General features: G+C 75.0%; 14 protein-coding genes. 8 read left to right on the top strand and 6 right to left on the bottom strand.

What is annotated here, in order from left to right; all coding sequences use genetic code 11:
* Nucleotides 1-142 precede the first annotated feature (142 nt).
* Nucleotides 143-3601 carry an indolepyruvate ferredoxin oxidoreductase family protein gene (locus KPF47_RS23240; protein ID WP_224390954.1) on the top strand — a complete coding sequence of 1153 codons (3459 nt, stop codon included), beginning with the start codon at nt 143-145 and terminating at the stop codon, nt 3599-3601.
* 177 nt (nt 3602-3778) lie between these two features.
* Nucleotides 3779-5926 (top strand): transglycosylase domain-containing protein, encoded by a 2148-nt coding sequence (locus tag KPF47_RS23235; protein ID WP_224390953.1) that lies wholly within the window; start codon nt 3779-3781, stop codon nt 5924-5926.
* Between the two features lie 5 nt (nt 5927-5931).
* Here KPF47_RS23235 and KPF47_RS23230 read toward each other — a convergent pair whose 3' ends face one another.
* A complete protein-coding gene (locus KPF47_RS23230; RefSeq protein WP_224390952.1) occupies nt 5932-6447 on the bottom strand; it encodes an isochorismatase family protein in 516 nt (171 codons plus the stop codon).
* 59 nt (nt 6448-6506) lie between these two features.
* A complete protein-coding gene (locus KPF47_RS23225) occupies nt 6507-6956 on the bottom strand; it encodes a MarR family winged helix-turn-helix transcriptional regulator (RefSeq protein WP_224390951.1) in 450 nt (149 codons plus the stop codon).
* A 47-nt stretch (nt 6957-7003) separates the two neighbouring features.
* On the opposite strand from KPF47_RS23225, the gene KPF47_RS23220 reads away from it, so the two are divergent.
* Together KPF47_RS23220 and KPF47_RS23215 are read left to right on the top strand one after the other, a co-directional pair.
* Nucleotides 7004-7390, top strand: a complete 387-nt coding sequence (locus KPF47_RS23220; RefSeq protein WP_224390950.1) for a DUF5313 family protein — start codon at nt 7004-7006, stop codon at nt 7388-7390.
* 91 nt (nt 7391-7481) lie between these two features.
* Nucleotides 7482-8522, top strand: coding sequence for a GAF domain-containing protein (locus KPF47_RS23215; protein WP_224390949.1), 1041 nt, complete (start codon nt 7482-7484; stop codon nt 8520-8522).
* Here KPF47_RS23215 and KPF47_RS23210 read toward each other — a convergent pair.
* The 4 genes from KPF47_RS23210 to KPF47_RS23195 all read right to left on the bottom strand — a co-directional run bounded on the left by KPF47_RS23210 (nt 8488) and on the right by KPF47_RS23195 (nt 13294).
* Nucleotides 8488-9720 (bottom strand): IS110 family transposase, encoded by a 1233-nt coding sequence (locus KPF47_RS23210; RefSeq protein ID WP_224386690.1) that lies wholly within the window; start codon nt 9718-9720, stop codon nt 8488-8490. The genes KPF47_RS23215 and KPF47_RS23210 overlap by 35 nt on opposite strands.
* Before the next feature lie 189 nt (nt 9721-9909).
* Complete coding sequence (locus KPF47_RS23205) at nt 9910-11439, bottom strand: MSMEG_0567/sll0787 family protein (RefSeq protein ID WP_224390948.1); 1530 nt, start codon at nt 11437-11439, stop codon at nt 9910-9912.
* A gap of 3 nt (nt 11440-11442) precedes the next feature.
* Nucleotides 11443-12615: an MSMEG_0568 family radical SAM protein gene (locus KPF47_RS23200; protein ID WP_224390947.1), complete on the bottom strand. Its 1173-nt coding sequence runs from the start codon at nt 12613-12615 to the stop codon at nt 11443-11445.
* A gap of 160 nt (nt 12616-12775) precedes the next feature.
* Nucleotides 12776-13294 carry an MSMEG_0572/Sll0783 family nitrogen starvation response protein gene (locus KPF47_RS23195; protein ID WP_062396325.1) on the bottom strand — a complete coding sequence of 173 codons (519 nt, stop codon included), beginning with the start codon at nt 13292-13294 and terminating at the stop codon, nt 12776-12778.
* Between the two features lie 293 nt (nt 13295-13587).
* On the opposite strand from KPF47_RS23195, the gene KPF47_RS23190 reads away from it, so the two are divergent.
* The 4 genes from KPF47_RS23190 to KPF47_RS23175 are packed head-to-tail and all read left to right on the top strand — an operon-like array spanning nt 13588 to nt 16612.
* Nucleotides 13588-14922: an MSMEG_0569 family flavin-dependent oxidoreductase gene (locus KPF47_RS23190; protein WP_224390946.1), complete on the top strand. Its 1335-nt coding sequence runs from the start codon at nt 13588-13590 to the stop codon at nt 14920-14922.
* Nucleotides 14923-15654 (top strand): SH3-like domain-containing protein, encoded by a 732-nt coding sequence (locus tag KPF47_RS23185; protein WP_224390945.1) that lies wholly within the window; start codon nt 14923-14925, stop codon nt 15652-15654. It abuts the gene before it with no gap.
* Nucleotides 15651-16238: a nitrile hydratase subunit alpha gene (nthA, locus tag KPF47_RS23180; protein ID WP_224390944.1), complete on the top strand. Its 588-nt coding sequence runs from the start codon at nt 15651-15653 to the stop codon at nt 16236-16238. Before KPF47_RS23185 ends, nthA begins: the two co-directional genes overlap by 4 nt.
* On the top strand, nt 16235-16612 hold the full coding sequence (locus tag KPF47_RS23175; RefSeq protein ID WP_224390943.1) for a nitrile hydratase accessory protein: 378 nt from the start codon (nt 16235-16237) through the stop codon (nt 16610-16612). Before nthA ends, KPF47_RS23175 begins: the two co-directional genes overlap by 4 nt.
* Nucleotides 16613-16765: the final 153 nt, after the last annotated feature.

The raw sequence follows: 16765 nt of genomic DNA, 5'->3' as shown, positions 1-16765 counted from the left end.
GCAACGGATCGTCGGTGATCGGAGCCTCGAACGGTATCCGTTGCGTTCTCGCGGGCAGTGTCCCGTCACCTGTTGTGTCGTGGCGGCGGTCACGCTGTCCTGGTCGGGCCGCGCCGCCCCACCCGACGAGGAGCTGTCACCGATGACCGTGCTGGACGACAAGTACCTCGCGAGCCGGGGCCGGGCGCCGATGAGCGGGATCCAGGCGCTGGTGCGCCTCGTGCTCGAGCAGGCTCGTCTCGACACCGCCCGCGGCTTCGACACCGCCTCCTTCGTCAGCGGCTACCAGGGTTCCCCGCTCGGCTCCTTCGATGCCGAGCTCGGCCGCGCCCGGACCCATCTCGACGCCGAGCGCGTGGTATTCCGGCCCGGACTCAACGAGGAGCTCGCCGCGACCGCCGTCGCCGGCACCCAGCTGCTCGACGCCGTACCCGGTCGCCGTCACGACGGTGTCGTCGGCTGGTGGTACGGCAAGAACCCCGGTCTCGACCGGGCTGCCGACGCGATCCGGCACGGCTCCCTGGCCGGGACCGCCCGACTCGGCGGCGCCGTCGCGATCATCGGCGACGACCCGTCCTGCAAGTCCTCCACCGTGCCCAGCTCCTGCGAGCCGATGGCCCAGTCGCTGGCGATGCCGCTGCTCGCGCCCGGCTCGGTGTCCGAGGTGATCGAGTTCGGGCTGCACGCCGTCGCGCTGTCCCGGGCCACCGGTCTCTGGACCGGCCTGAAGATCATCGCCGACGTGGCCGACGCCTCCTGCACGGTCGACCTCGGTGCGCTGCGCCCCGCACTGCTCGGCGTCCCCGCCCCGCCCGCCACCGACCGCGCCCAGGCCGGCCCGCTCGTCGGGCCCGCCGCCGTCGAGGCCGAACACGACCAGCTCACGCGCAGGCTCGACCTCGCCCGTCAGTACGCCCGGGAGACCGGGCTGAACCGCGTCACCTTCACCTCCCGCGACCCGCACCTGGCGGTCCTCGCCTCCGGTACCGGCTACGCCACCGTGCTGCGCGCCTGCGAGGACCTGGGCCTGGGCGAGGCCGAGCTCGACGCGCTCGGCGTGCGCCTGATCCGCCTCGCGATGCCGTTCCCGGTCGACGCCGACGCGCTCGCCGGGCTCGTCGAGGGCTGCGCGGAGGTGCTCGTGGTCGAGGACAAGGTCCCGTTCCTGGAGGGGCACCTGCGCGACGCGCTCTACGGGCGCGAGCACCGCCCCACGGTCACCGGCCGACGTGACGAGCGGGGCCGGCCCCTGCTGTCGGCCCGCGGCCAGCTCGGTGCGGAGGACGTCGCCCGCGCGCTGGCCGCCCGGCTCACCGCCGCCGGCCGGACCCTGCCCGCCGCCGCGGCCGCGCACCTGGAGCGCCTCGCCCCGCCGAAGCCGTCCCGGATCGGGCTGGACCTGCTCGGGAACCGGACGCCGTACTTCTGCTCCGGCTGCCCGCACAACACCTCCACCCGCACCGGCGACGACACGCTCGTCGGGGTCGGGATCGGCTGCCACGCGATGATCGCCCTCGACGGCGAGCACCGTGGCCACCAGATCGGGCTGACCCAGATGGGCGGCGAGGGTGCCCAGTGGATCGGCCTGGCCCCGTTCACCGACGACCGCACCCTCGTGCAGAACCTCGGTGACGGCACCTTCCACCACTCCGGCTCGCTCGCCGTCCGCGCCGCCGTCGCGGCCGGGGTCACCATGACCTACAAGCTGCTCTACAACGACGCCGTCGCCATGACCGGAGGGCAGCGCGCCGAGGGCCGCATGAACGTCCCGGACATCACCCGCTCGCTCGCGCTGGAGGGGGTGCGCCGGATCGTCGTCACCACCGACTCGCCCCGCGACTACCGCGGCATCGCCCTCGACCCGATCGCGAGCGTCCGCCACCGCGACCAGCTCGCCGCCGTCGAGGAGGAGCTCACGGCCACCGACGGCGTCACCGTGCTGATCCACGACGACCGCTGCGCCGCCGAGGAGCGCCGCCTGCGCAAGCGCGGGAAGCTCCCCGCCCCCGCCGAGAAGGTGCTGATCAACGAGCGGGTCTGCGAGGGCTGCGGGGACTGCGGCGACCAGTCGACCTGCCTGTCGGTGCTGCCGGTGGAGACCGAGTTCGGTCGCAAGACCACCATCCACCAGGCGTCCTGCAACACCGACTACTCCTGCCTCAAGGGCGACTGCCCGTCGTTCCTCACCGTGGTGCCCGGCACCCGTCCGCGACGCGAGATCCCGGCGCTGCCGGTCACGCTCGTCGACCCCGAGCCGCGGGTCGACCCGGACGCGGCCCTGATCCGGATGCCCGGCATCGGCGGGACCGGCGTCGTCACGGCCTCGGCGATCCTGCAGATGGCCGCGCACCTCGACGGGCTGTTCGCCGCCGGCCTGGAACAGGTCGGACTCGCGCAGAAGGGTGGCCCGGTCGTCTCCGACGTCCGGATCTCGAAGCAGCCCCAGCACGGGATCCTGCGCGCCTCCCGCGGGACCGCGGACGTGCTGATCGGGATGGACCTCGTCGGCGCCGCCACCGACGCGACGCTGGCCGTCGCGCGGGCCGGGCACACGGTCGCCGTCGTGAACACCTCGCTGGTGCCGACCGCGGCCATGGTCACCGGGCGGGTCGTGCTGCCCGGCTCCACCGACGACGCCGTCGACCGGATCGGTGCGGTCACCCGCGACCTGCTCGCGGTCGACGCCCAGACGCTGTCCGAGGCGCTGTTCGACGACCACCTGCCGACCAACATGCTGCTGCTCGGCGCCGCCTACCAGCACGGGGTGCTCCCGGTGTCGGCCGAGGCGCTGGAGGAGGCGATCCGGGTCAACGGTGCGGCCGTGGAGACCACGCTGACCGCGTTCCGCTGGGGCCGGGCCGCCGCGATCGACGCCGCCGCCGTGCGCACCGCGCTGGTCGCGCCGCAGCCGGGTCCGGTCGCGGTCGACGCCGCGTCCGCGGCGCTGGCCCGGTCGGTCGCCGCCGGCACGGGGCTCACCGACGCGCTCGCCACCCGGATCGCCGACCTCGCCGGCTACCAGGACGCCGACTACGCGGGCCGCTACGCCGAGGAGGTCCGACGGGTCGCGGCCATCGCCGCCGCCAGGGCCGGGGACACGGCCGGAGAGCGCGTCGGCGCCGCCTATGCCCGCGGCCTGCACCGGCTCATAGCCTACAAGGACGAGTACGAGGTCGCCCGCCTGCACCTGGACCCGGTCGAGACCGCCCGCCGCGACGCCGCGTTCGGCCCCGACGCCCGGGTGGCGGTCATGCTGCACCCTCCGGTGCTGCGCGCCATGGGGATGGACCGCAAGATCGCGCTCGACGGGCGGTGGGCCGCACCCGCGTTCCGCGCACTGCGCGCGGCCCGGCGGCTGCGCGGCACCCCGCTGGACCTGTTCGGCCGCGCCGGGGTCCGACGCGTCGAGCGGGAGCTGGTCGGGGAGTACCAGGCGCTGGTCCGCTCCGCGCTCGACCTGCTCGAGACCGACACCGTGGACGGGGTGGTCGCCGTCGCGGAGACCGCGGACCTGGTCCGCGGCTACGAGGACGTCAAGCTGGCCTCGGTGGAGCGCTTCCGGGAGCAGGCCCGCACCCGGCTGGCCGCCCTGAACGGCTGACTCTCAGCGACGCGCGCGGCCGGGTCTCAGGCGTGCCTCAGCGTTGCGGCGCACAATCACGGCGTGGGGCAACGCGCGACGGCACGACGCTGGCTCGACCGGATCCCGGGGGGTGCCCGCCTCCGGCGACGCCCGCCGGGGGACACCTGGGAGCGGGGGCGGCGCCGGGTCCGGCCGGTGTCCCCTGAGATGGGCGGGCGGCGGTCGGCCCGGGTGGACGGCCGGACCGCACGGCGGCTCGGCGCGGCGGTGCTGGCCGGGGGACTGGTCCTCGCCGGGTGCGCCGCACCGGCCGCGGCCGGGATCGCCGCGGTGGCGTCCACCGTCCCGGACGGTGCCACCGGGGACCTCCCCGACGCCGCGACGCTGCCGGCCGCGACGGTGCTCACCGACCGGGAGGGCGCCCCGATCGCCTACCTCGACGAGCAGTACCGGATCCCCGTGTCCTACGACCGGATCGCCCCGGCGATGGTCGCCGCGATCGTCGACGTCGAGGACCGCCGGTTCTTCGACGAGTCGGGGGTGGACCCCGTCGGCACCCTGCGCGCGCTGGTCACCGACGCCGCGGGCGGCGCCGTCCAGGGCGGTTCCACGATCACCCAGCAGTACGTGAAGAACTGGCTGATCGACGTCGTCGACCGCGACGACCCCGCCGCCCAGCGGGCCGACCACGCCGACACCCCGACCCGCAAGATCCGCGAGGCGGTGCTGGCCCAGCGGCTGGCCCACAGCACGTCCAAGCAGGACGTGCTGGCCGGGTACCTGAACACCGTGGAGTTCACCGGCCACGTCTACGGCGTCGAGGCCGCCGCGCGCGCCTGGTTCGGCACCGACGCCGCGCACCTGACCGTCCCGCAGGCCGCGCTGCTCGCGGGTGCGGTCAACAACCCCACCCTCTTCGACCCGTTCCGGCACCCGCAGGCGGCGACGGACAGGCGCGACACCGTCGTCGCGGCCATGCGCGTCGCCGGGTCGATCACCCCGGCCCAGGCCGCCGAGGCCACCGCCGCACCGCTCGGCGTGCGGCCCGGCGGGCCGCAGACCCCCGGGCACAACTGCTACGGCGCCACCGACGGCGCCGGGTTCCTCTGCGAGTACGCGGTGTCCGAGCTGGAGCGGGCCGGGTTCACCGAGCAGCAGCTCGACACCGGCGGCTACACGATCCGGACCACCCTCGACCCGGCCGCGACGGCGTCGGCGCAGCAGGCGGTCGACGCGAACGTGCCCCGCACCCAGGACGGCGTCGCGAACACCCTGGCGTTGATCCGGCCCGGGCACGGTGACGCCGCCACCGGTGACCACCAGGTGCTCGCCATGGTCGCCAACCGGCGGCCGGGCACCGACGCCGCCGCCGGTGACACGACCCGGGACCTCGTCGCCGCACCGTCGAACGTGTTCGGCGCCGGGTCCACCTTCAAGATCTTCACGACGGCGGCGGCGCTGGAGGCGGGCACCGTCGGTTTCGACAGCACGCTGCCCGACCCGCCGTCGGCCTGCTTCCCGGGTGCGGGCACCGCCTGCTACCCGGTCAGCAACGACACGCCCGGCTACCCGGACCCCATCCCGCTGCCCGTCGCGCTCGCGACCTCGCCGAACACCGCGTTCGTCGACCTGGAGGAGCGCACCGGGATCGGTCGCGTGGTGGACATGGCGCGCCGGCTCGGGCTGCGCGACACCCTCGCGTCGAACGCGGCCGGCGGCACGCCGGACCCGTCCTCGCCGGACGCACGGATCTCCCTGCCGCAGTCGGCGTTCTTCGCCGACCTGCCGTCGTTCACGCTCGGGGTGAGCCCGGTGTCCACCCTGGAGATGGCGAACGTGACCGCGACCGTCCAGAGCGACGGGGTCTGGTGCGCCCCGGACGCCGTGCTGTCGGTGACCGACCGCGCCGGGGCCGCGGTGCCGGTGCACCGGCCCGCCTGCGAGCAGGCCGTGGCCCCCGGGATCGCGCACACCCTCGCGGCCGGGCTCGGTGGGGACACCGTGACCGGCACGTCCGCCGCCGCGGCCCGCGCCGCGGGCTGGACCCGCCCCACCATCGGCAAGACCGGCACCACGAACTCCTCCGAGTCGGTGGCCTTCGTCGGCGCCACCGGTGGCATCGACGGCGTCGCCGGGTCCTCGATGGTCTTCGCCGACGGGCCGCAGCCGTCCGAGATCTGTCCCGGCAGCCCCGTGCACCTGGGCGACTGCGGGCACGGTGCCTTCGGCGGCACGGTCGCGGCCCCGCCGTTCCTCGCCGCCGTCGCCCCGCTGCTCGAGGGGTCGGCCGACGTGCCGCTGCCCGGTCCCGACCCCGCCTACCTGCAGCCACGGACCGGTTGACGGGGCTACTTCAGCAGCTGTTGGACCTCACGGAAGCGTGGGTGCGCCGCGTCCCGGAGCCACTCGAACAGCACCATCTCGGAGGTGACGATCCCGGCGCCGGCCGTGCGGAGGCGCTGCAGGGCCAGCTGCTCGTCCTCGACGGACCGGGAGCCGACGGCGTCGGCGACGACCAGCACCCGCCTGCCGTCGGCGAGCAGCTCCAGCGCCGTCTGCAGCACGCAGACGTGTGCCTCCACCCCGGCGACGACGACCTCGGCGCGGCCGGGCGGGAACAGCACGTCGTCGGCGGCGGCGAAGCGGGTCTTGGGCACCACCAGATGCGCCACGTCCGCGAGCCGCGCGACGGTGGGCCCCAGCTTGTCCGGGGCCTGCTCGGTGGCCAGTACCGGGACCTCCAGCAGGGTCGCGGCCTCGGCGAGCCGGGCGGCGCGGGCGACGACCCGCTCGCCGTCGTGCATCGCGGGGACGAGGCGCTCCTGCAGGTCCACCAGGAGCAGGACGGCGTTGCCTGCGCTCATCAACACGCCACGACGGTACGGGCTCGGTGCCCGCGGCCGGTCCCGCGACGTCCTCGTGGTCAGCCCCGCGACGCGTGGATCACCCGGTCCAGCACCGTCCGCAGCGCCTCCAGCTCCGACAGCGGCATCCCGAGCCGCTCGACGACCGCCGGCGGGATCGCCTCCGCCTGCGCGCGCAGGGCCCGACCGGCGTCGGTCAGGGACACGGCCATCGTCCGCTCGTCGCCGGGGACCCGGCGCCGGTCCACCAGCCCGGCCGCCTCCAGTCGCTTGAGCAGCGGTGACAGCGTGCCCGGATCGAGTGCCAGCTCGCGGGCCAGGTCGCCGAGCGAGCGGGGCGAGCGCTCCCACAGGGCGAGCAGCACCAGGTACTGCGGGTGGGTCAGGCCCATCGGCTCCAGCAGCGACCGGTACAGCGCGATGACGTTGCGGGCCGCGACGGCGAGGGCGAAGCAGACCTGACGATCGAGCCGGAGGAGGTCGTCGTCACCCGGGGATGCGCTCGTCATGGCGCCCACCGTACACTCTTGGGGCACCAAGAATTGGGGGACCAACAGTGAACGAGCGGCCGAACCCGTTGCGGTGGCTGGCCTACGCCTACGGCGCCGGCCTGCCCGCCCGGCACCACGGCTGGGTGCTGCACGACGTCACGACCCGGACCTGGCAGCTGCGCCATCTGGCCCGCACCACGGTGCAGCTGCTCCCGATCGGGGTGCTGCTGTACCTGCTCATCCCCGGCCCCGTGTACGTCCGCGCGCTGTCGGTGCTGGCCGGGGCGATCCTCGGCTACTTCTACTCGGTGGCCTACATGTACGAGTCCGCCGAGCACCGCGTCGCGAAGGCCGGGTACCCGGTGGGTCACGCCGCCGCCGTGCGCGAACAGGCCGACGGGGGCCGGCGGGACGCGGCCCGGGAGCGCTACGAACGGCGCTGGCGCGGCTGAGCCCCACCCCGCCGACCGACCCGCGCGACGCGGAGACGCGCGCCCGGGGCAAGGACGCCCCGCCGACCGCCCGGCACGGCAGGATGGGCGCGTGCGCACCGTCCTCGACCTGCTCCGGCTGCTGGCCGACCGGGCCGACGGCGACGCCGCGACCGACGCCGCACAGGGGGAGCTGGAGCGGGCCGTCACCGAGCTCGTCGCGTCCGACCCCGAGGCGGGCGCCCTGGTCCTGCGGGTACGCGCGGCGATGGCCGCCGGCCGGCGCCAGGAGTCCGAGCTCGCCGCGCTGGTCGGCATCGCCCGCGACCTCGCCTCGGAGTCCGACCCCGGCTCGGTCCTGCAGACGATCGTGCGCCGCGCGCGCGGGCTGCTCGGCACCGACATCGCCTACCTGACCCTGCACGACCCCGAGCGCGGGGACACGTTCATGCGGGTGACCTCCGGGTCGGTCTCGCGCCGTTTCCAGTCGCTGCGGCTCCCGCTCGGGGCGGGGCTGGGCGGCCTCGTCGCCGCCAGCCGTACCCCGCACTGGACCGGGCGCTACGCCGGCGACGGGCGGTACCGGCACACCGAGGAGATCGACACCGCGGTCGCCGAGGAGGGCATCGTCGGCATCTGCGGTACGCCGCTGCTGGTCGACGACGAGTTCGTCGGCGTGCTGTTCGCCGCCAACCGCACCGCACGGCCGTTCACCGCCGAGGACGTCGCCCTGCTCGGCTCGCTCGCGGCGCTCGCCGCGGTGTCGCTGGTGCAGACCCGCCGCCTGGCCGACACCGCCGCCGCGCTGCGCGAGCTGCGCGGCGCGCACGCCGCGATCGCCGAGGCCGCCGCCGCCCACGACCGGTTCGCCGGGGTCGCGGTGACGTCGGGGACCTCGCCGAGGCCCTGGGCAGGCTGCTCGGCGGGTGGGTCGCGGTGCTCGACGGTGAGGGCGCCACCGCCGCCGCGTACGGCCCGGTGCCGTCCGGCCTCGACGTGCACGCGGCGGTGCGCCGGGCCGAGGAGCGCGACGCCGCCGGGCGCCCGGTCGCGGTGTCCTGCGCCGGTGGCGTCCGGGTCACCGCGGTGGTCGCCGGGGGGGTGTCTCTATGGGTTCGTCAAGCGGCGGCGAGTTCTGGATCGGGGTTGTTGACCGTGGGCGGGTTGTAGGGGCGGCGGTCGCGGAGCATGGCGTAGATGACGTCGGTGCGGCGTCGGGCGAGGCAGATCAGGGCGGCGTTGTGTCGTTTGCCGGCGGCTCGTTTGCGGTCGTAGTAGGCGCGGCTGGCGGGGTCGGCCAGGGCGGCGAATGCGGACAGGAACAGCGCGGATTTCAGGGCGTGGTTGCCGCGCTGGGATCGGGTTTCGCCTTTGATCGAGGTGCCGGAGCGGCGGGTGACTGGGGCGAGGCCGGCGTAAGCGGCGAGGTGCCCGGCGGTGGGGAACCCGGAGCCGTCGCCGACGATGGTGAGGATCTTGATGGCGGTCCTGACCCCGAGTCCGGGCATCGAGGTCAGGACCGGTCCAAGAGGGTGGGCCTCCAGGCGGGCTTCGAGCTCGTCGGCGAGCTGGTCGCGTTCGGTGTGGACCTGGCGCAGCTGCCCGGCGACGCCGGTGATGACACGGGCGAACGCGGCCGTGCCGGGAACGGTCAGGCTCTGGGCGTCGAGCGAGGTCAGGATCTGGGCGGGAAGGGTGCGGGCCAGTCGAGGCGACCGGGCCCGCATCGTCTCGGCGATCCCGTCAGCGCCGAGCTCTCGCAGGGCTTGCGGGGTGGGCGCGGCCGCGAGCAGGTCGAGCACGCCACCGCGGTCCAGGCGTGGCCCGAGCAGGCGTTCCAGGGCGGGATGAACATGCAGCAGGGCGTCGCGCAGCCGGTTCGTCAGCCGGGTGCTCTGCCCAGCCAGGTCATCGTCGTAACCGGCGAGCACAGTGAGTTCGGCGAGGGTCTCGTCGTCGGTGCCGACCCGGCGCAGGGTGTGCGGCATCGTCCGGGCGGCCTCGGCGATCACGTGGGCGTCGCGGGCGTCGGTCTTGGCCTGCCCGGGATGCAGGTCGGCGATGCGGCGCATCGCCAGCCCGGGCAGGTAGGCCACCGTGATCCCCAGATCACGAGCGACGGCGATGGCCAGCGCTCCGATCGAGGCGGGCTGGTCGATGACCATCAGCACCGCGCCGTGCTCGGCCAGCCCGGACAGCACGGTGCGCAGCGCCGATTCGTCGTTGGGCAGGGCCTTGTCGTGCACCCGCTTCCCGTTGGTGTCGACCGCGCAGGCGTGGTGTTCGGACTTGCCCACGTCCAGGCCGCAGAACACCGCGAACCCGGTCGGGTGCTGGTCAGGATCGGGCAACCGCCGCTCCCTTCTCGTCGCGGCAGGCCGACCACGAGCACCCGCGCCGGCAGCCACGTTACGAGCAGACCACACGGGTCAGGTCTCTATCAGCGGTCGTTGGCGCCCTCCGGCCACGGCGACAACACCCCCCAGATCATCGGGCGACAGGGGCAGTCAGTCATACCGCGGCCGGCGGCCTGCAAGCCCTCAGCGGGCTTGATCAAGAAGGTAACGGGGGGGGGCGCCGGCGCGGCCCATGCCGGTGACGCCCGCGGTGACGGCCTCGGTCTCTTCGCCGTCCGGCCAGCGCAGCCGGACGCCGGTACCGGCCACGAGCTCGCCGCACTCGGCGGAGACCGCGGGGCCGGCGTCGGGGGCGGGTGCGCCGGGGTCGTCCGCGGTGAGCAGCCCGAACCCGGGGAAGCAGGTGAACCAGTCGCCGGCGGTGGCGCCGTCCGGCCGGGGGACGGCGGCGACGTCGAGCACGGCGCCGACGCCGGAGGCCTCGGCGAGCATGCCGAGGGTCCCGGCCAGCCCGGCCATCGACACGTCCTTCGCCGCGGCGGGGCGGTGCGCCGCGTCCGGCCCGATGGCCCCGACGGTCGCGGCCAGCTCGGCGCGGGTGCGTGAGGTGGTCGAGTCCCACTGGCGTCCGGTGTAGCCGGGACGCCAGCCGCCACCCAGATCGGTGGTGAGCCGGACCCGGTGCCCGGTGCGCCCGCCACCGGCGGGGACGGGGTCCCCGGTACGTCCGAGAGCGGTCAGCGACAGCGCCGCGGGCACGTCGAGCTGGGTGTGCCCGCCGAGCAGCGGGACGCCGTAGGCGTCGGCCGCGGCGCGCACCCCGCTGAGCACGCGGTGGGCGAAGGAGGCGTCCCGGGCGCCGACGGCATCGAGCAGCCCGACCGGGGCGGCGCCCATCGCCGCGAGGTCGTTGATGTTGACCAGCACCCCGGCCCAGCCCGCCCACTCCGGGTCGCGCTCGACCATCGCCGGCACGATCGCGTCGCAGCAGGCCACGACGTCGGTGCCCGGGACCGGCGCGCCGTCGTCGCCGACGAACCCGGCCGGGCCGAGGCCGCCGACCAGCGCACCCAGCGGCGCCTTGGTGGCGACGACGAGGTCCTGGACGCGCGTCATCGGCCATCGCATCGTGACGTGCGGGGCCCCGGCGACCACGCTGTCGCGGACCCGGGTCCAGCCGAGCCGGTCGAACAGGACCGCACCCGCGGCCTGGACGTCGGCGTCGAAGCGCAGGGCGCCCGCGGCCTCGGCGCGTGCGCAGGCGGCGCGGACCAGCGCCGCCCCGACGCGCACCCCGGTGCGGCGCCGCGCGGTGGGGGCGACGACCAGCCTGCTGCCGGTCCACCACCCGATGTCGGGGTGGGCCGCGCGGGCCGGGCCGAGGCGCACCCCGCCGAGCAGGGTCCCGTCGGCGTCGTGGGCGAGCAGGACGACCACGCGCGGATCGGCGTCGTGGTCGTCGAGGTCGGCGGTGGGCCGGTCGGGGAACAGCCCCTGCTCGACGCAGAACACCGCGCGGCGCAGCGCCCGGTACCCGGCGATCCCGGGGTCTCCCGCGTCGTCGGCGCGGGCCTCGCGGATCGTCACCGGTGGGGTGTCGGTGCCGCGGGCCGGGCGGCCGCCGAGCAGCTCGTCGGCGATCCAGCGCGGGACGGGGGTGAGATGACGGGGTGCCCCGCTCACGAAGCGGGGGCGGGGGTCGGTGGTGCTCATGGTTCAGCCCCCTGCCGCCGACAGCGCGCTGCACGCCCCGCAGGCGGCGCAGCCCGCGGCCTGGTCGGCGCCGCGCATCCCGGCCTCCCGCAGCACCGCGGCGACCCGGCCGGTCACGTCGGCGAGCAGGTCCGGGTCGGGTGCGGGGACACCGTCGGCGAAGGCGAGCGTGCCGGGCAGCGGCCGGTAGGGGACGACGAACGGGTACACCCCGGCCGCGACCAGCTCCGCGGCGCCGGCGACGAGCTCGTCGGGGTCCTCCCCGAGCCCCACGATGAGGTAGGTCGACACCGCGTTCGGGCCGAACACCCGCACCGCCTCGTCCCAGGCCGCCCGGTACTGGGACAGCCCGACGGTGGCCTTGCCGGGCATCCAGCGCCGGCGGACGTCGTCGTCGAGGGACTCGACGTGGATGCCGATCGCGTCGGCGCCCGCGGCGGCCAGCTCGGCGAGCACACCGAGGTCGTCGGGGGCGGGCGGCTCGCACTGGACCTGGATCGGCAGCCCGGGGACCCGTTCGCGGATCGCGCGCACGCAGCGCAGCAGGTGCCGGGCACCGCGGTCACGTCCGTTGGAGGTGCCGGTGGTCAGCACCATCTGGCGCACCCCGTCCAGGCGGACGGCGGCCTCGGCGACCTCGGCGAGCTGGTCGGGGGTCTTGACCGCCGTGGTCGCGCCGGACTCGAGGGACTGCTCGATGGCGCAGAACCGGCAGCGGTCGGCCTCGCCGTAGCGCACGCAGGTCTGGACCACGGTGGAGGCGAGCACGTCGTCACCGTGCAGCCGGGCGATCTTCTCGTAGGAGACGCCGTCGGCGGTGGTCAGGTCGTAGAAGGCGGGTCGGGCGACGGTGTCGACGGCGACGCCCATGTCGGTCACGCCCCCGCCGGGTTCGCGGCGCAGCAGCCGCCCGTCCCGGAGCCGGTACGGGGAGTCGGCGACGATCGGGACGGTGGTGGCCAGCCCGTCGACGAGCACGTGGCCGTCGGCGGACGGCCCGGCCCCGCCGGGGCGGCGCAGCGGGATGACCGACCCGAGGTCGGTCACGCCGGAGGGGCGCTCGGGCCCGGTGCCGGATGCGGTGTCGGGCCCGGTGTCGGGGTCGAGCCCCACGCCGCGGACGGCCAGCTCGGCGCGGGCCCGCAGACCGGGCTCGGTACGGGACGGTGCGGACATGCGGACGGACCTCCGGGGATGCGACGGGCCGGGTACGGCGGGGTGCGACCGGTGCACCCGGCCGCACTGAGATGCAGCCCACGGCTGCCGCGACGGACGCCGGGGCGCCCTGAGCTGCATCTCGGTGCGGATCCGGGACGCGGTGGCGTCCCGCCGTCGGTCAGAGCTGGTAGGTCGAGTTGATGATCGCGCCCTTGCGGGCGTAGTGGATGAGCGCGTCCTGGACGTCGAGCGGGTGCGTCGGGATGACGCCCTCGATCAGGTCCTCCTCGCGGGCACCGTGCAGCGACAGCCCGAAGCGGCAGCAGTAGACCTTGCCGCCCTCGCCGATGAAGGTCTTGAGCTGGTCGTTGATGTTGTGCTCGCCGGGGAACGCGGACGTGCCGGTCGTCGGGAAACCGCGGGTGGCCAGACAGTTCAGCGAGCCCGGGCCGTAGAAGTACATGGCCGACTCGAAGCCCTTGCGCAGCGCACGGGTCGCCTGCAGCACGGCCACGAAGCTGACCGAGGACTCGTGGGCGATGCCGTGCACGAGGGTGAAGTAGGTCTCGCCGTTCTCGGCCTGCAGGTCCGGGAAGACCTTGGTGCCGCCGTAGATGCTCGAACCCTCGGGCAGCGAGGGGTGCGGGATCTCCTCGAGGCTCTTCTTCTCGACGTCGGACAGCTCGGCGCTGGTCATGGGGATGCTCCTCGTGGTGTGACGGATCCACGCCGGGATTAGGGGTGCGTGGGAGCGCCGGGGGAGGGACACTGCGAAGGAATCGGGCCCCACCGTTTCCGGCAGTACCCACAACACCAGTGATCTGTTTCCGGAACGTTGAGAGCGGACTACGACGGCAATTCTTGATCAGCGCTTTGTGACCGTCGTGTTGCGTAACACGGGGCAATACTCCCGTCGTCCGAACGACACGATTCGGTAATACGACGGGTCGACCGTGGTGGCGTTCCCCGATCCCCCACGAGGAGGCCCCCATGACCGCGGTGATCCGGCGCGAGGACCGGCGCACCCCGCCGACCGAGCTCGACGGCGAGCACCGGACGGTGGTCGTCGTCGGCGGTGGACAGGCGGGGCTGTCGATGAGCCGCTGCCTGGACGTGCGCGGCATCGACCACCTGGTGCTCGAGCGCGACGTCGTCGCGTCGTCCTGGAAGCGGCACCGCTGGGACACCTTCAGCCTGGTCACGCCGAACTGGCAGTGCGACCTGCCGGACTTCCCCTACGCCGGGCCGGACCCGCACGGGTTCATGGTCCGCAGCGAGATCGTCGACTACCTCGAGGCCTACCGGACCTTCGTCGACCCGCCGCTGGTCGAGGGCGTCGAGGTGACCCGGCTGCACCGTGACGACCGGGGGACCTTCGTGGTGGAGACCTCCGCCGGGACGTGCACCGCCGACCAGGTCGTCGTCGCCACCGGCGGGTACCACACACCGCTCACCCCACCGCTGTCCGAGCCGCTGCCGGGACACATCGCGCAGGTGGGGTCGGAGGACTACCGCAACCCCGCGCAGCTGCCGCCGGGGGAGGTGCTGGTGGTCGGGTCCGGGCAGTCCGGTGCGCAGATCGCCGAGGACCGGCACCTGGAGGGGCGCACGGTGCACCTCGTCGTCGGGCACGCGCCGCGGGTGGCCCGCTTCTACCGGGGCCGCGACGTCACCGACTGGCTGGACGAGATGGGCTACTACCGGATGCCGGTCACCCGGCACCCGCGTCGCGAGGCGGTGCGCGCCCAGGCCAACCACTACGTGACCGGGCGCGACGGCGGCCGGGACATCGACCTGCGTCGCTTCGCCGCCGAGGGCATGCACCTCTACGGTGCGCTGACCGACCACGCCGGGGGCCGGCTCACCTTCGCCCCCGACCTGGAGTCCTCACTGGACCACGCCGACGAGGTCAGTGAGTCCATCAAGGACACCATCGACGGCTGGATCGCCGAGCAGGGCGTCGACGCACCGGTCGAGGAGCGCTACACCCCGGTGTGGCGGCCGGAGCGCGAGGTCACCGAGCTGGCACTCGAGGGCTCCGGGATCACCTCGGTGGTCTGGTGCATCGGGTTCCGGCAGAACTTCTCCTGGGTCGACCTGGGGGTCTTCACCGGGCGTGGTGCGCCGGTGCACAGCCGCGGCGCGACGGCCGTCCCCGGGCTGTTCTTCCTGGGCCTGCCCTGGCAGTGGACCTGGGGGTCGGGCCGGTTCTCCGGGGTCGGCGCCGACGCGGCGTTCCTCGCCGAGCGGATCCGGTCGCAGCGCGGCCTGACCTCGACCGGTGGCCGCGGCGACGTCTGCAACGTCCTGGCCCTGGGGTCCTGAGTGGGCGGGGCCGACGCCGCGGACGACCCCGCCGACCTCGGCGGCACGACGGGCTGGGGGCGTGTCGTCGCCCCGGCGGCCGTCGAGCCCGAGCCACCCTTCGCGCAGCGCTGGGAGGGGCGGGCGTTCGCCCTGACCGCGCTGACCATGGGCCGCATCTCCGGGCGCAACCTCGACGCCTTCCGGCACGCACTGTCCCGGTTGGACCGTGCCAGGTACCTCGACGACGGCTACTACGGCCGCTGGCTGAACGCGGCCGAGCTGATGCTGGTCGACTCGGGCGTCCTGGCGCCCGGCGCGGTGACGGCACGGGCCCGGCGCGGGCGCGGTGAGGAGGTGACCGAGCCGGTCGACCCGCCGGTGGCCAAGCCCGACTACGCCCCCACCGGCCCCGGGTCGCTGCGCACCGTCGGGAACGCCCCGCGCCTCGCCCCCGGCGACCCGGTCCGCGCCCGCGAGGAGCCGCCGGACGTCGCGCCGCCCGCGCCGTCGGCCGGACCGGTCGGCCGGGGGCCGTGCAAGCTGCCCCGCTACCTGCGCGGGATGCCCGGCACCGTGACCGCGGTGCGGCCCGCGCACGTGCTGCCCGACACCCACGCGGTGTTCGCCGGCGAGCACCCCGAGCACGTGTACACCGTCGCGTTCGCCGCATCGGACGTGTGGGGGCCCGGCGCGGACCCGCACGTCACCGTGCACGCCGACCTGTTCGAGTCCTACCTGGAGCCACGATGACCGACGACGATCCCGGTCCGGCGCTGCGCACCGCGGCGCTGGAGGAGCTGCTGGTCGAGCGGGGGCTGGTGGACCCGGCCGTCGTCGACGGGTTCGTGCGCACCTACGAACGCGACGTCGGCCCGCTCAACGGCGCGACGGTCGTCGCCCGCGCCTGGACCGATCCGCAGTACCGGGACTGGCTGCTGCGCGACGGCACCGCGGCCATCGCCTCGCTGGGGTTCAGCGGGCCGCAGGGCGAGCACATGGTGGTGCTGGAACAGACCGAGCAGGTGCACCACGTGGTGGTCTGCACGCTGTGCTCGTGCTACCCGTGGCCCGTCCTCGGACTGCCCCCCAGCTGGTACAAGGACCCGGCCTACCGGGCCCGGGTCGTGCGCGAGCCGCGCACCGTGCTCGCCGAGATGGGCCTCGACGTCCCCGCCGGGCGACGGATCGAGGTGTGGGACTCCTCGGCGGAGGTCCGCTACCTGGTTCTGCCGCGCCGCCCGGCCGGTACCGACGGGCTCACCGCCGAGGAGCTCGCCGGGCTCGTCGGGCGGGACGCGATGGTCGGGGTGGCCGAGGCGGGGGAGCCGTCGTGAGCAGTCCGGTGCTCGACACCGCGGGCCCCGCGGCCCCGCCGCGCGCCAACGGCGAGCTGGTGTTCGCCGCGCCCTGGGAAGGCCGCGCGTTCGGGCTCGCCGTCGCGCTCGCCGAGGCGGGGGTGTTCACCTGGGACGGGTTCCGTGACCGGCTGATCGCCCGGATCGCCGCCGAACCCGGCGCCCCGTACTACGGCTGCTGGCTCGCCGCCTGCGAGGACGCGCTCGTCGCCGCCGGCAGGCTGGGTGCGGCCGACGTACCCGCCCGCGCCGCCGGTCTCGCCGCGCGGCCCGCCGGTCACGACCACGCCGACGGCGGCCACGGCCACGGCCATCACCGTCACGGCCACGACGACCACGGTCACGGTCGGTAGGAGAACGCCGACCTCCGGTGACCGAGCGGTGCGGCGACCGCATTCCGTGCATTACCCCAGCAGAATTCGGAACGGAACTCGGCCGACCCGATCGGGGCCGTGCACGACCCGGCCGGTGTCACCGCTCGATAACCGATCATGATTTCGGAGGGC

Source organism: Pseudonocardia sp. ICBG1293, from assembly GCF_020131355.1.
Taxonomy (GTDB): domain Bacteria; phylum Actinomycetota; class Actinomycetes; order Mycobacteriales; family Pseudonocardiaceae; genus Pseudonocardia.
This window is presented reverse-complemented; position numbering and strand designations above follow the sequence as displayed.

Excerpts from the sequence above, each read along its gene's own strand:
- KPF47_RS23240 (WP_224390954.1), top strand. The coding sequence starts at position 143 with ATGACCGTGCTGGACGACAAGTACCTCGCGAGCCGGGGCCGGGCGCCG.
- KPF47_RS23230 (WP_224390952.1), bottom strand. The coding sequence starts at position 6,447 with ATGAGCGCAGGCAACGCCGTCCTGCTCCTGGTGGACCTGCAGGAGCGC.
- KPF47_RS23225 (WP_224390951.1), bottom strand. The coding sequence starts at position 6,956 with ATGACGAGCGCATCCCCGGGTGACGACGACCTCCTCCGGCTCGATCGT.
- KPF47_RS23205 (WP_224390948.1), bottom strand. The coding sequence starts at position 11,439 with ATGAGCACCACCGACCCCCGCCCCCGCTTCGTGAGCGGGGCACCCCGT.
- KPF47_RS23200 (WP_224390947.1), bottom strand. The coding sequence starts at position 12,615 with ATGTCCGCACCGTCCCGTACCGAGCCCGGTCTGCGGGCCCGCGCCGAG.
- KPF47_RS23195 (WP_062396325.1), bottom strand. The coding sequence starts at position 13,294 with ATGACCAGCGCCGAGCTGTCCGACGTCGAGAAGAAGAGCCTCGAGGAG.
- KPF47_RS23190 (WP_224390946.1), top strand. The coding sequence starts at position 13,588 with ATGACCGCGGTGATCCGGCGCGAGGACCGGCGCACCCCGCCGACCGAG.
- nthA (WP_224390944.1), top strand. The coding sequence starts at position 15,651 with ATGACCGACGACGATCCCGGTCCGGCGCTGCGCACCGCGGCGCTGGAG.